Genomic DNA, 13,185 nt, shown 5'->3' on the forward strand with positions numbered 1-13,185 from the left:
GTCCACCCCGGCGCTCCCTGCACCCCGGCGCCCCTCGTGCGGCCCGGAAGCACCCGCACCATCGGGGGAGCGGCCCGCCGGTCCTCCCGGAGGCGGCGCGTGCTCCGGGAGGGCGGGGGTGTCGGAGATGACGCGGCCGTCGTGGAGGCGGATGACGCGGTCGGCGAGGTCGATCATGGCCGGCCGGTGCGCCACGATGAGGGCGGTGCGGCCGTGGCACAGGGTCGAGGTGGCCGCGACCACGGCCGCCTCGCTGCGGCCGTCCAGGCGGGCGGTGGGCTCGTCCAGCAGGAGCACCGACGCCGACGGGCGGCAGAAGGCGCGGGCCAGGGCGACGCGCTGGCGCTGGCCCGCCGACAGGTTCGCGCCCCGCTCGCCGACCGGCGTGTCGTAGCCCTGGGGGAGCTCCTCGACGAACGCGTCGGCGTGGGCGGCGCGGGCGGCGTCCCGTACCTGGCCGAGGGAGGCCGAGGGGGCGCCGAGCCGGATGTTGTCCGCGACGGACGTGGTGAACAGGTGCGGCCGCTGCGGGACGAACGCCAGCCGCTCCCGCCACGCCTCCAGATCGAGCTCGCGCAGATCCGTGCCGTCGACGAGCACCCGGCCCTGCGACGGCTGGACGAAGCCGAGCACGAGCCCCAGCACCGTGCTCTTGCCGCCGCCGCTCTCACCCACGAGGGCGACCCGCTCGCCGGGCTCGATGGTGAGCGTGACGTTGCGCAGCGCGGGGTCGTCACGGCCCGGATAGCGCACGGTGACGTCCTCCAGCCGGATCCGCGGCGCCCCGCCCCCGGCGGGCGTCTCGCGGGAGCCCTGGCCGGGACGGTCCTCCCCGTCCCGGTCGAGCACGGCGAAGGCGGCGTCGGCGGCCGCCACGCCCTCCATGGACGCGTGGAAGCGCGTGCCCATGGCGCGCAGCGGCAGGTACGCCTCCGGCGCCAGCAGCAGCACCAGCAGCGCCGTGGTCAGGTCGAGCGAGCCGCCCAGCAGGCGCAGCCCGATGGGCACCGCCACCAGCGCCAGCGACAGCGACGCGCACAGCTCCAGCACCAGCGACGACAGGAACGCCACCCGCAGCGTCCGCATGGTGGCGGCGCGGTGGGCGTCGGCGACCTGCCGGATCACCGTCGCCTGGTAGCGGGCCCGGCCGAAGGCGCGCAGCGTGGGCAGGCCGCGCACCACGTCCAGGAAGTGCCCGCCGAGCCGCGACAGCGCGTGGAACTGCTTCTCGGTGACGGCCTTGGTGGTCAGCCCCACCAGCGCGCCGAAGATCGGGATGAGCGGCAGCGTGACGAGCACGATGACGGCGCTCGCCAGGTCGGCGGCCAGCAGCCGGACGAGCACGGCCACCGGCACGACGGCGGCGACGGCGATCGAGGGCAAGTAGCCGGTCAGGTAGGCGTCGAGGCCGTCGAGCCCGCGGCCGGTGAGCGTGACGAGCTCGCCCGAGCGGTGCCCGGTGAGCCGCGCCGGCCCGAGCTCCTGCAGCCGGGCCAGCAGCCGGTGCCGCAGCGCCGACTTGACGCCGGTCGCGGTGCGCCCGGCGGACACGCCCTGCGTCCAGCCGAGCAGCGCCCGCAGGCCGGCCACGCCCGCCACCCCGGCCAGCGCCACCGCGGTGAACCGGCCGGACAGCACCCCGGCCAGCAACTCGGCCTGCACCAGGACGAGCAGCCCCGCGGCCATGGCCGCCGCGAAGGTGACGGCCAGGTGGCGGCGTACGGCGCGCTCGGCCCGCATGAGCCGCAGAAGATCCTTGTGCACAGTGCCTCGTGGTGCCTCAGAAGAACGACGGGATCCGGTCGGCGTCCTTGCCCGGCCGGAAAGTGCGCCATACCCATACTTGCGCGCCGACCATGAGGGGTGCGAACGGGAGCACCATGAGACTGAGCACATTCAGCGTGGCGGGGGGCGCGCTGTGGTCCAGCAGGTAGCCCATGGCACCCGCGAGCAGGCCGAGCGCGGGCAGCGCGGCGGTGGCCCCGGTCAGCACGAGCATGCGTCCCGGCCGGGCGGCGCCGGTGAGCCCGGGCGCCCGCCAGCCGAGGAACGTCCAGCCGTGGAAGGCGAACAGCAGCGTCACCACCACGCCCAGCAGCAACCCCACCGGATGCACGGGCGACGAGGCGAACCCGGTGGCCGCGCCGTACAGCGCCATGCCCCAGCCGACCGACAGCCACAGCGAGCCGAGCGCGATCAGCGCGTCCCAGAACCGGCGCCAGCGCGCGCCGCCCACCCGGCGCCGGAACCACAGCCCGGCGTCCCGCACGATCCACGCCAGCAGCATGGCCACGACCAGCGGGTAGAGCCCGAACAGCACCTCGCCTTCGAGCAGCGGGTAGACGCCGAACATCGTCCCGGCGACGGCGACCAGCCACACCTCGTTGGCCAGCACGAACGGCGCGATCGCGGCGACCATCCGGTCACGCCGCTCGGCCGTCCTGCCGAGGACGGGCAGCAGCAGCCCCACCCCCAGGTCGAAGCCCTCAAGGGCGAAATATCCGGCCAGCAGCACGGCGAAGAGGGCGAACCACAGCACTTCCATGTCCACTCCCTAGTAGCTCATCGCGGGGGCGCGCCGCTCGTCGGCCGCGCCGAGGGCCAGTCCGTCGCCGGGCCCGCGCCGGATCACCCGGGCGATGAGCACGTAGTCGACGACCGCGAGCAGCCCGAGCACCACCGTGAAGCCGGCGAACGAGGCGGTGACCATGCCCGCGGTGAGCCCCGGCGTCATGGCGTCGGCGACGGTGAGCCGTTCCTGGATCATCCACGGCTGCCGCCCGATCTCCCTGGCCAGCCAGCCGAGGATGGCCAGCGCGAACGGCAGCGGCGTCAGCGCGATCAGCAGCCGATGCGTCCACCGCCACCGCGGCAGCACGCGGATCAGCGGCAGCATGAAGAACAGCACGAGGAGCGCGAACAGGTGCCCGCCCTCGATCATGAAGCCGAGCGGCACCGCCGCCGGCGCGTTCCCGGAGAACTTCCCGGGACGGATGCCCGCGGCGAACTGCGCGTAGCCGAAGCCCACGGTCAGCGTGATGCCGATCGAGGCGGTGATCACGCCCGTCCGCATCGACCGGGTGAAGAACTCCACCTCGGCGGTACGGCGGCGCAACTGGTAGGCGCTGGCGCCGACGAGCACCATCGCGCCGGTGAACAGCCCGGCCCCCAGCACGTGCGGGAACGCGTACACCAGCGCGTTGTTGGACAGCAGCGCGCCGAAGTCGGTCAGCTCCAGCCGCCCGCCGCTCTCCACCGCGCCGGCCGGGTTCTGCAGGAACGAGTTCGCCACCATGATGAAGAACGCGCTGCCGTAGGCCGTGGCGGTCACCAGCCAGATGCACGCCACGTGCGCCCACTTGGGCAGCCGCCCCCAGCCGAAGATCCACAATCCCAGGAACGTCGACTCCAGGAAGAACGCCACCAGCGTCTCCATGGCCAGCGGCGCGCCGAACACGTCGCCCGCGTAGTGCGAGAGCCCGCTCCACGCCAGCCCGAACTGGAACTCCATCACCAGGCCGGTGACGATGCCGAGCGCGTAGTTGACCAGGTAGATCTGCCCCCAGAAGCGCGTCATCCGCTCGTGCAGCGGCAGGCCGGTGCGCGCCCAGCGGGTGTGCATGATCGCCACCAGTGGCGCCAGCCCCAGCGTGAGCACGACGAACAGGAAGTGCAGGCTCCCCGTCACGGCGAACTGCGTGCGCGCCAGTTCGAGTACGTCCAAGATTCCGCTCCGTCGTTGTGTCTGGCTACATATAGAGAGCCTACATGTAGTCTGTCTACATGACGAACGGATGCCTAGGATCGGTGACATGAACCCCGACGCGCTCCGCGGCCACATGGACGCGCTGCTGCTGTCCGTGCTGGAGCGAGAGCCCCTGCACGGCTACGCGATCATCGAGGCCCTGCAGGAGCGCAGCGCGGGCGCACTGTCCGTGCCGACCGGCACGGTCTATCCGGCGCTGCGCCGGTTGGAGCGCACCGGCAGCCTGGCCAGCGAGTGGGCCACGGTCGGCGGGCGCAGGCGGCGCACCTACCGGCTGACCGACGCGGGCCGGCGGCAGCTGGAGGCCGAGCGGTCGGCCTGGCGGGAGTTCGCCGGCGTGATCGGCAGCGTGCTGCGGCCCGACCTCGGGCCCGGCGTCAGGCCGGCCGGCTGAGCCGCAGGCACCGGGTGGCGCAGTAGAGCTGCATCCCCCAGAACGCCGACGTCACCAGGTTGGCCAGCACCACGGGCAGGAAGAGCGCGGCCCCCGTGGGGGAGGTCTGCCCGAGCACCAGGCTCAGCAGCCCGGTGACCGGCAGCATCACCCAGACGATCACCCCCAGCGACCGGGTGACCAGCCCCGGCCGGACCAGCCCCCGGGCCAGCGCCAGCAGCGCGGCGCCGCCGTACAGCCCGGTGCCGAGCTGGAGGACGTCGAGCAGCCGTGAGACGAACACGTGCCAGCCGGCGGGGGGCGGGTAGCCCGTGACGGCGCCCGGGTGGAGGCGCCAGACCATCGACCACATGATCACGGTCACCGGCACGCTGACGAACAGCAGCAGGCCGAGCCGCCGCCCGGCCACCGCGGTGAGCTCCGTCTGGAAACCCGGCGCGATGTCGCGGACCGCGCCGAACTCGGCGATGGCCAGCCGCTCGGCCTCCTCCCGGTCCGCGCCGCCGGCCTCGTGGGCGTCGGCGGCGTCGACCAGGCTGTCGCGTGCCTCGACGACCATGTCCCGCTTCGGCCCGGACGGCCCGGACAGCGCCCGGCCGAGGTCGGTGACGTAGTCGTCGATGCGCATGGGCTCCAGTCTACGAACGGTGCCGCCGGGGGCCCATCGGGGTTTTCCCTGATTCCTGTTGTTGTGTAGGAAAAAACCTACGTATAGTGGCTGACATGCTCATCTCGCACATCGTCACCGTGACCGTGCCCGTCACCGACCAGGACGACGCGCTCGCCTTCTACACCGGGGTCCTCGGCTTCGAGGTCCGCACCGACAACCCGTTCCCGATGGGCCGCTGGCTGACCGTCGCCCCCGAGGGCGCGGCGAGCACGCTGCTGCTGGCCTCCTGGTTCCCGTCGATGGCGCCGATCGGCGGGCTGGTCCTGTCCGCGCCCGACGTCGAGGCGCTGGCGGCCCGGCTCGGCGAGCACGGCGTGGCCCACGAGGGGCCCGCCGACCAGCCGTGGGGCAAGCAGCTGCTCTTCTCCGACCCGTTCGGCAACGCTTTCGTGGTCAGCCAGGAATGACCGCCGACCACGTCTTCACCGCGCTGGCCAGCCCGGCCCGGCGCGAGCTGCTGAGGCTGCTGCTCGACGAGGGCGCCCAGCCCGCCGGGCGGCTGGCCGTCCGCTTCGACATGAGCCGGCCCAGCGTGTCGGAGCACCTCAGGGTGCTCAAGGACGCGGGCCTGGTGGCCGAGACCCGCAAGGGACGCGAACGGCACTACCGCCTGGAGGCGGCGCCGCTGATGGAGATCCGCGACTGGCTCTCACCGTACGAGCGCTTCTGGAGAGAGAAGCTGTCCGCCCTGACCGATCTGCTCGACGAAATGGACGACGACGATGACTGACGACCCGCGCGCGATCCGGCTGGACCAGTTCATCGCGCATCCGCCCGCCAAGGTGTGGCGCGCGCTCACCGAGCCCGAGCTGGTGGCGCGCTGGCTCATGCCGGGCGACTTCCGGGCCGAGGTCGGCCACCGGTTCACCATGACCACCACGCCCAAGAAGCAGGTCGGGTTCGACGGGATCGTGCACTGCGAGGTGCTGGAGGTCGAGCCGCGCAAGCTGCTCAAGCTGGCCTGGGGCGCCGGCTGGACGGTGAGCTGGCGGCTGGAGCCCGAGGGACGCGGCACCCGGCTCTTCCTCGACCACGAGGGCTTCGACCCGGACGACGCCACGCAGCAGCTGTCGCGCAGGATCATGGGCGGCGGCTGGCCGCGCCACTTCACCGCGATCGAGCGGATCGCGGCCGGGCTCTGAGCCAGCGCAGCATCGGCCAGCGCATCCCGCGCTGGCCGAGCGCGAGCGTGCACTCCTTGAGCCGCACCCCCGACGGGTGCGCCAGCCCGGCGAACCGGCAGGCCGACAGGTCCAGCCCGGCCAGCGCCAGGCTGGCCGCGTCGACCTCGCGCAACGACGTCAGCGAGGCGTGGCCGCGCCCGGTCACCGTCGCCGGGCCGCGCAGCACCGCGCCCTCCAGGTCGGCCTGCGAGTCGGTCAGCCGCAGCGTGGTCGCGCCCGAGACCCGCACCTGCCGCAGGTCCACCCCGCAGCCCTGGACGGCCACGTCCAGCGTCGCGTCGGCCCTGGCGCGGGCGGCCGACAGGCGGCCGGTGCCCGACAGGTAGGCGTCGGCCGCGAAGTGGGCGGCGTCGAACCAGGCGCTGCCGGCCACCTTGCGGAACGACAGCGTGCGCCCGAACCGCGCGCCCCGGAAGCAGGCGGCCTCGCCCAGCCGGGCGCCGTCGAAGGTGGCGTAGCCGTCGAACCGGGCGCTCTCGCAGGACAGGCCGTGATCGAAGACGGCCTGGCTGAACAGCGCGTCGCGGGACATCACCGCCCGGTCCAGCGACACGTGCCCGCGCGCCCGCACCCCGTGGAAGGACAGCTCCCTGGCGAACCAGGCCCCGGCCAGCGACACGTTCCCGTCGAACCGGGCGCCGAAGAACGACGCCAGCCGCTCGAATCTGGCGCCGTCGAGCGAGACGTCCCCCTGGAAGGCCACGCCCGACAGCCGGACGTCGCCGGTGAACCTGGCCCGGTCCAGCCTGGCCCGGCCCGGCCGCTCGCCCGCCGCCGCCAGCACCCGGCGCAGCAGGTCGCCTCCCAGGGTGGTGCCGCGCAGGTCCAGCAGACGGCCGGGGGCCATGGCGGCGAGGGCGGCGGAGAGATCCTCCTGGGGCAGGTGGGCCAGGCAGTGTCCGGACGGCGGGCGGGCGACTCCGGTGCAGGCGGCCGAGTGCGCGCAGGTGACCCAGTCCATACAGGGGTCATACCCGGAGGCGGCCCGTGTCAAGGTTCGGAAATTTCATGTTCCAGCCTTATCTATGTAGAAAACTGGGCCGAGAACTACCTCTAAAGTGCGGGTCATGCGTGCCTTACCGCTTGCCGCGTTCGCCGTGGCAGCCACATTCACCGCCGGCCTCACTGCCATACCCGCCGTCGCGGCGCCCGCCGGGCCCTGTGACACCCCGGCGGACCGGCAGATCGCCGAGGTCCAGGGCGCCGGCGCCGAGACCCCGCTCGCCGGGCAGACCGTCCGGGTCGAAGGCGTCGTCACCGGCGACTTCCAGCGCGGCGACCAGCTCAGCGGCTTCTTCCTCCAGGACCCCACGCCGGACGGCGACCCGGCCACCTCCGACGGCCTGTTCGCCTACGCCCGCGACTCGTTCAAGGACGTCAAGGCCGGCGATCGCGTCCTGGTGACCGGCCGGGCGGTCGAGTACCAGGGCTGGACCGAGCTGTCGCCGGTCACCGCCGTCGACGTGTGCGGCAGCGGCTCCGTGGCGCCCCAGCGGCATCGCCTGCCCGCCGACGGGCTGGAGCCGGTCGAGAACACGCTCCTCACCTTCCCGCAGCCGCTGACCGTCAGCGAGCACTACAACCTGGGCCGGTTCGGCGAGGTGACGCTCTCCTCCGGCGGCCGGCTGTTCCAGCCGACCGACCGGCCCGGCGTCGACCCCGCGCTCAACGAGCGGCGCTCCCTGCTCGTCGACGACGGCTCCTCCCGGCAGAACCCGGACACGCTGCCGCCCCTCGTCCGCGCCGGCGACACCATCACCGGCCTCACGGGCGTCCTCGGGTACGGGTTCGGCGAATATCGCCTGCAGCCCACCGGGCCCGTCGCCTACCGCCCGGCCAATCCCCGGCCGGCCAGGCCGTTCCCCGTGCGCGGCAACGTCAAGGTGGCCTCGTTCAACACGCTGAACTGGTTCACCACCCTCGGCTCGCGCGGCGCGACCGACGCCGCCGAGCAGCAGCGGCAGCTCGCCAAGCTGGTGGCCGCGCTCAAGGGGCTCGACGCCGACGCCGTCGGCCTCATGGAGGTCGAGAACAACGGCCAGACCGCCCTGCGGGCGCTGGTCGACGCGCTCAACGCCGAAGTGGGCGCGGGCACGTACGCCGCGCTGACGCACCCGTACCCGGGCACCGACGCCATCCAGGTCGGCCTCATCTACAAGCCGGGCAAGCTCACCCCGGTCGGGAAGACGGCGTCGTCCGAGGACGCGGTCTTCAGCCGGCCCCCGCTCATCCAGACCTTCCGGCGGACGGGCGGCGGACAGCCGTTCACCATGATCGTCAACCATCTCAAGTCGAAGGGCTCCTGCCCCACCGGCGGCCCCGACGCCGACCAGGGCGACGGCCAGGGCTGCTGGAACCCCACCCGCGTGCGCCAGTCGCAGGCGCTGCTCGGCCTCGCCGCCGGCCTGCCCGGCCCGATCGTGCTCGGCGACCTCAACGCCTACGGCGAGGAGGACCCCATCGACACGCTCGAAGCCGGCGGCCTCACCAGCGTCACGAAGAAGTTCGTGCCCGCCTCGCGGCGCTACAGCTACGTCTTCGAGGGCCTGGCCGGCGAGCTCGACCACATGCTGGTCGGCAAGCAGCTCCTCAAGCGCGTCACCAGCGCCGCCATCTGGCACGTGAACGCCGACGAGCCCCGCATCCTCGACTACAACACCGAGTTCAACCCGCCGGGCCTCTACCGGCCGGACGCCTTCCGCTCCTCCGACCACGACCCGATCGTCATCGGGCTCACCCTTCCGGGAGGGCGCGGCTGAGGCTGGAATGCCGGCGCGGGGGTAGGGGTTCTCCCTGTGTAGACACACGCTGACGGACGAATGCGAGGAGCCACTTGTGGCGACCATCGAAGTAACCGAGACGAACTTCAACGACATCGCCGACAAGGGGATCGTCCTGCTCGACTTCTGGGCGGAGTGGTGCGGCCCCTGCAAGATGTTCGGGCCGATCTTCGAGAAGGCCTCCGAGGAGCACCAGGACATCACGTTCGGCAAGATCGACACGGATCAGGAGCAGGCGCTCTCGCAGGGCTTCGAGATCCGGTCCATCCCGACGCTGATGGCCATCCGCGACGGCATCGTGGTGTTCTCGCAGCCGGGCGCCATCCCGGCGCCGGCGCTCGCCGACCTCATCCGCCAGGTCCGCGCGCTGGACATGGACGAGATCCGCGCCGAGCTCGACAAGGAGCTCAAGGACGCGCAGCAGAAGTGACCGTCACGGCGGCCCCGCTCCGGCGGGGCCGCCGCGTCCGTCAGGGCTTGCGGCCGACGCCCGCGTAGCCGATGGCGGTGCCGCCGCCGTAGGTCTCCTCGCCGTCGGGCCGCCAGTCCTTCGGGAAGACCAGGCCCGGCTCCAGCAGCTCGTAGCCGTCGAAGAAGCGGACGATCTCCGCGTGCGTGCGCAGGTTCAGCCCGGCCGTGGCCTGGTTGTACACCTCGATCGCCTGCGGCGTGGTGTCAGGCTTGGCGTCGATGGCGTGGCTGATGATCAGATGGCTGCCCGGCGCGCTGGCGTCACGCAGCGTGCCGACGATGTCGTACGCGTCGCCGTCCGGGATGAAGTGCAGGATGGCCAGCATCATGAACGCCACCGGCTGCCCGAGGTCCACCATCTCGCCGAGGCGTTCGAGCAGCTCTTCCGGCTTCCTGGCGTCGGCCTGCAAGAAGTCCACGTTCTCGCCCCTGGCCAGCAGGGCGCGGCCGTGCGTGCACACGACCGGGTCGTAGTCCACGTACACCACGCGCGCCTCCGGCGCGATCTCGTGGGTGTTGCCCTGGGTCGGCAGGCCGGCCCCCAGGTCGATGATCTGCCGTACGCCGCCCGCGACAACCTCGCGCACGGCCCGCCGCAGGAATGCCCGGTTCTCCCTGGCGGCGTCCTTGGTGACCGGGAAAATCTTCATGATCCGCTCGGCGGCTTCCCGGTCGGCCGCGAAGTTGTCCTTGCCGTCGAGGTAGTAGTCGTACATCCTCGCGACGTTGGGCACGTTGGGGTCGACGCCCTCCGGAGCACTGTCCACCAAAACTCCTGATATTTCGCCCTTTACGGCGTGATCTTAGGAGATTCCGGAGGTCACCGTGCTCGATGACCCCCGGTGTGAGGTGGATCACCTAGCCTCGGTAGAGCTCCGCCACCCGGAACGCGAGATCCAGCGACTGGCCCCGGTTGAGCCGAGGGTCGCAGGCCGTCTCGTAGCGGGTCGCCAGGTCGCCCTCGGCGATCTCGTGGCCGCCGCCCACGCACTCGGTCACGTCGTCGCCGGTGAACTCGATGTGGATGCCGCCCGGGTGCGTGCCGAGCGAGCGGTGCACCTCGAAGAAGCCCGCCACCTCGTTGAGGACGTCGTCGAGCCGCCGCGTCTTGTGCCCGCTCGGCGCCTCGAACGTGTTGCCGTGCATCGGGTCGCAGATCCAGGCGATCTGCGCGCCGGAGGCGGTGACCTCCTTGACCAGCCGCGGCAGGTGCTCACGGATCTTGGAGGCGCCCATCCGGGTGATGAAGGTCAGCCGGCCCGGCACGTTGTCCGGATTGAGCTTCTCGACCAGCGCCAGGGCCTCCTCCGGCGTGGTGGTCGGGCCCAGCTTGACGCCGATCGGGTTGCGGATGCGGGAGAAGAACTCCACGTGCGCCCCGTCGAGCTGACGGGTGCGCTCGCCGATCCAGACCATGTGCGCCGACACGTCGTAGGGCAGGCCCGTACGCGAGTCGACGCGGGTGAGCGCCTGGTCGTAGTCGAGGATCAGCGCCTCGTGCGAGGAGTAGAACTCCACCGAGTGGAACTCCTCCGGGTCGGCCCCGCACGCCCGCATGAAGGCCAGCGCCTGGTCGATCTCCCGGGCGAGCTGCTCGTAGCGGCGCCCGGCGGGCGACTCGGCCACGAAGTCCTGGTTCCACGCGTGGACCTGCCGCAGGTCGGCGTAGCCGCCCTTGGTGAACGCCCGCGCCAGGTTGAGCGTCACGGCCGAGGAGTGGTAGGCCTTGAGCAGCCGCCACGGGTCGGGTCGGCGCGACTCCGCGGTGAAGTCGAAGCCGTTGACCATGTCGCCCCTGTAGGCGGGCAGCTCGACGCCCTCGCGGGTCTCGGTGCCCTTCGAGCGCGGCTTGGCGAACTGCCCGGCCAGCCGGCCGATCTTCACCACGGGCACCTTGCCCGCGTAGGTGAGCACGATCGCCATCTGCAGCAGCGTCTTGAGCTTGTTGCGCACGTTGTCGGCGGTGGCCGCCGCGAACGTCTCGGCGCAGTCGCCGCCCTGCAGCACGAAGGCCTCGCCCCGGGCGACGGCCGCGAGCTCGTCCTTGAGCTGGTCACACTCTCCGGCGAAGACCAGCGGGGGGAGGCCGCCGAGTTCGGCGACGACCTTCTTGAGCTCGCCTTGATCGGGCCAGTCGGGTTGCTGGGCCGCGGAGAGGGCTCGCCACGAATCGAGATTCAGCGAATTGGTCAGTGCGCTCACGACATACGAGGGTATTCCACCGGGTCCTCCCCACCGACCGCCGTGTCCACGTTGTGAGAAGACCGTTTCAAGATAGGGGTCACGGCCACGTGCTCCGGTCGTACGCCGAGGCCGATGAAACGGCGGGTGAGGCGGTTCAGCAGCGGCACCCGCGCCAGGTCCGGCCGCAGCCGCGGCGGCCCGAGCCGCCTGCCCAGCGCGGGCTTGATCAGCCGGTTCTGCACCAGCCGCTGCGCCGCCTGCGTCACCCGGGTCGGCGGCATCCGCCGCCGCTGCACCAGGCGCAGCGCGGACTCCGGGAGCGGGTCCGGCGCCGGCGTGCGCAGCGCGCCCGCCAGCAGGTTGGCGGTGGCGACCGCGTCCTGGACCGCCAGGTTGATGCCGACGCCGAACACCGGCGACATGGCGTGCGCGGCGTCGCCGACGCACAGGAAGCCGGGCCGGTGCCAGCGGCGCAGCCGGTTCAGCGCGACGGTCAGCACGCTGACGTCGTCGTAGCTCCGGATCGACGCCAGCCGCCCGGCCAGGAACGGCAGCATCCGCGCCACCGGCTCCCGCAGCGCCCCGATGCCCCGACTCACCAGCCGGTCATGCCCGCCCTTGGGGATGACGTACGCGAGCTGCCAGTACGTCCCCCGGTCGATCGCGACGACCACGTGGCCGCTGGAGACCCGCAGGAACGGCTGGTCGGGGTCCGACTCCTCACGCGGCACCCGGAACCACAGCACGTCGATCGGCGCGCCGAGCTCCTGCGGCACCAGCCCGGCGCGCCCGCGCAGCACCGAGCCCCGGCCGTCGGCGGCCACGGTGAGCGCCGCCCTGATCTCCTGCTCGCCCGACGGGTCGCGGTAGCGCAGCCCGCGTACCGCGCCGCCCTCCCGGATCAGGTCGTACGCCTCGGCCCGCATGAGCAGCTTGAAGCCGGGGTAGCGGGCGGCCTCGGACGTGATGAGGTCGAGGAAGTCCCACTGCGGGACGAACGCGATGTAGTCGTAGCCGCCGGGCAGCCCGCGCAGGCTCGTCAGCCGGATCGGCCCGCTGTCGGTCACCATGCTCAGCTGGTGTGCCTTGCGGTGCGGCAGGTCCAGGAACCGCCCGGCCAGCCCCAGCTCGTCGAGCACCCGCAAGGTCGACGGGTGGATCGTGTCGCCGCGGAAGTCGCGCAGGAAGTCGGCATGCTTCTCCAGGAGCGTCACCTCGACGCCCGCCCGGGCCAGCAGCAGGGCGAGCATCGCGCCCGCCGGGCCGCCGCCCGCGATCACACAACTCATAATTCATCACCTGATGAGATTGTGTCACGCCCCGGGAAAGGGGGCAATACCTGCATCCGGAAAGGCGGGCAGGCCGAATCATGGGGTGCAGCCGCCTCTCACGGGAGTGGACATGGACGACGACCTCCACCTCCTTTCCGGCGCCTACGCCGTGCACGCGCTGCCGCCCGCCGAGCTGGCGCCCTTCGAGGAGCACCTGTCCGGCTGCCATGGCTGCCGGGGCGAGGTGCGGCGCCTGCGCGAGACGGCCGCCCGGCTGGCCCTCGCCCCCCCCCCCCCCCCGCGCGCGGAGCCCCCCGGGGACCCCGTCCCCCCCGACCGCCCCCGCCACGACCCGCACGACCTCTACGGCCTCATCCCCGCCGACACGCGGCAGCCGTACGACGTGCGCGAGGTCATCGCGCGGCTGGCCGACGGGTCGCGCTTTCTGGAGTTCAAGGCCGAGTA

General features: G+C 72.3%; 14 protein-coding genes and 2 pseudogenes. 8 read left to right on the forward strand and 8 right to left on the reverse strand.

Going from position 1 to position 13,185, the window contains the following annotated elements; genetic code table 11:
• The 3 genes from cydD to ADY59_RS42665 form a co-directional block, all read right to left on the reverse strand.
• The coding region (gene cydD / locus ADY59_RS42655; RefSeq protein WP_049575614.1) for a thiol reductant ABC exporter subunit CydD at positions 1-1,764 on the reverse strand (1,764 nt) is incomplete at its 3' end.
• A gap of 16 nt (positions 1,765-1,780) precedes the next feature.
• Positions 1,781-2,545 carry a cytochrome d ubiquinol oxidase subunit II gene (locus ADY59_RS42660; RefSeq protein ID WP_049575616.1) on the reverse strand — a complete coding sequence of 255 codons (765 nt, stop codon included), beginning with the start codon at positions 2,543-2,545 and terminating at the stop codon, positions 1,781-1,783.
• A gap of 9 nt (positions 2,546-2,554) precedes the next feature.
• Positions 2,555-3,724, reverse strand: a complete 1,170-nt coding sequence (locus tag ADY59_RS42665; RefSeq protein WP_049575584.1) for a cytochrome ubiquinol oxidase subunit I — start codon at positions 3,722-3,724, stop codon at positions 2,555-2,557.
• Between the two features lie 88 nt (positions 3,725-3,812).
• On the opposite strand from ADY59_RS42665, the gene ADY59_RS42670 reads away from it, so the two are divergent.
• Positions 3,813-4,160 (forward strand): PadR family transcriptional regulator, encoded by a 348-nt coding sequence (locus tag ADY59_RS42670; RefSeq protein ID WP_049575586.1) that lies wholly within the window; start codon positions 3,813-3,815, stop codon positions 4,158-4,160.
• Here the strand turns inward: ADY59_RS42670 and ADY59_RS42675 are convergent.
• The gene (locus ADY59_RS42675; protein WP_049575588.1) at positions 4,144-4,788 is read right to left on the reverse strand and encodes a permease prefix domain 1-containing protein; all 645 of its coding nucleotides are present in this window, start codon (positions 4,786-4,788) and stop codon (positions 4,144-4,146) included. The genes ADY59_RS42670 and ADY59_RS42675 overlap by 17 nt on opposite strands.
• Before the next feature lie 95 nt (positions 4,789-4,883).
• Between ADY59_RS42675 and ADY59_RS42680 the strand changes: the two genes are divergently transcribed.
• From ADY59_RS42680 to ADY59_RS42690, 3 genes are read left to right on the forward strand one after another with little or no spacing between them, the layout of a single operon-like run.
• On the forward strand, positions 4,884-5,237 hold the full coding sequence (locus ADY59_RS42680; protein ID WP_049575591.1) for a VOC family protein: 354 nt from the start codon (positions 4,884-4,886) through the stop codon (positions 5,235-5,237).
• Entirely contained in the window at positions 5,234-5,560 is a 327-nt protein-coding gene (locus tag ADY59_RS42685; protein WP_049575593.1) for an ArsR/SmtB family transcription factor, read from the forward strand. Before ADY59_RS42680 ends, ADY59_RS42685 begins: the two co-directional genes overlap by 4 nt.
• Positions 5,553-5,972 (forward strand): SRPBCC family protein, encoded by a 420-nt coding sequence (locus ADY59_RS42690; RefSeq protein WP_049575596.1) that lies wholly within the window; start codon positions 5,553-5,555, stop codon positions 5,970-5,972. The genes ADY59_RS42685 and ADY59_RS42690 overlap by 8 nt, the downstream gene beginning before the upstream one ends.
• Here ADY59_RS42690 and ADY59_RS42695 read toward each other — a convergent pair.
• On the reverse strand, positions 5,938-6,975 hold the full coding sequence (locus ADY59_RS42695) for a pentapeptide repeat-containing protein (protein WP_049575599.1): 1,038 nt from the start codon (positions 6,973-6,975) through the stop codon (positions 5,938-5,940). The genes ADY59_RS42690 and ADY59_RS42695 overlap by 35 nt on opposite strands.
• A gap of 106 nt (positions 6,976-7,081) precedes the next feature.
• On the opposite strand from ADY59_RS42695, the gene ADY59_RS42700 reads away from it, so the two are divergent.
• Both ADY59_RS42700 and trxA read left to right on the forward strand, forming a co-directional pair.
• A complete protein-coding gene (locus tag ADY59_RS42700; RefSeq protein WP_049575602.1) occupies positions 7,082-8,773 on the forward strand; it encodes an ExeM/NucH family extracellular endonuclease in 1,692 nt (563 codons plus the stop codon).
• 76 nt (positions 8,774-8,849) lie between these two features.
• Positions 8,850-9,224 carry a thioredoxin gene (gene trxA, locus ADY59_RS42705; protein ID WP_049575603.1) on the forward strand — a complete coding sequence of 125 codons (375 nt, stop codon included), beginning with the start codon at positions 8,850-8,852 and terminating at the stop codon, positions 9,222-9,224.
• 40 nt (positions 9,225-9,264) lie between these two features.
• On the opposite strand, the gene ADY59_RS42710 is transcribed toward trxA, so the two are convergent.
• From ADY59_RS42710 to ADY59_RS42720, 3 genes are all read right to left on the reverse strand, one after another.
• Positions 9,265-10,032: an SAM-dependent methyltransferase gene (locus ADY59_RS42710; RefSeq protein ID WP_082310832.1), complete on the reverse strand. Its 768-nt coding sequence runs from the start codon at positions 10,030-10,032 to the stop codon at positions 9,265-9,267.
• Positions 10,033-10,123: 91 nt separating this feature from the next.
• Positions 10,124-11,467, reverse strand: a complete 1,344-nt coding sequence (locus ADY59_RS42715) for a class II 3-deoxy-7-phosphoheptulonate synthase (protein WP_049575606.1) — start codon at positions 11,465-11,467, stop codon at positions 10,124-10,126.
• Positions 11,464-12,738, reverse strand: a complete 1,275-nt coding sequence (locus tag ADY59_RS42720) for an FAD-dependent oxidoreductase (protein WP_049575608.1) — start codon at positions 12,736-12,738, stop codon at positions 11,464-11,466. The genes ADY59_RS42715 and ADY59_RS42720 overlap by 4 nt, the downstream gene beginning before the upstream one ends.
• Positions 12,739-12,850: 112 nt before the next feature.
• Between ADY59_RS42720 and ADY59_RS53010 the strand changes: the two are divergent.
• Positions 12,851-12,919: pseudogene (locus tag ADY59_RS53010) on the forward strand (hypothetical protein); the annotation flags it as partial.
• A gap of 45 nt (positions 12,920-12,964) precedes the next feature.
• Positions 12,965-13,185 (forward strand): annotated as a pseudogene (locus ADY59_RS54165) (carboxyl transferase domain-containing protein); the annotation flags it as partial.

The organism is Nonomuraea sp. SBT364, assembly GCF_001083785.1.
GTDB lineage: Bacteria > Actinomycetota > Actinomycetes > Streptosporangiales > Streptosporangiaceae > Nonomuraea.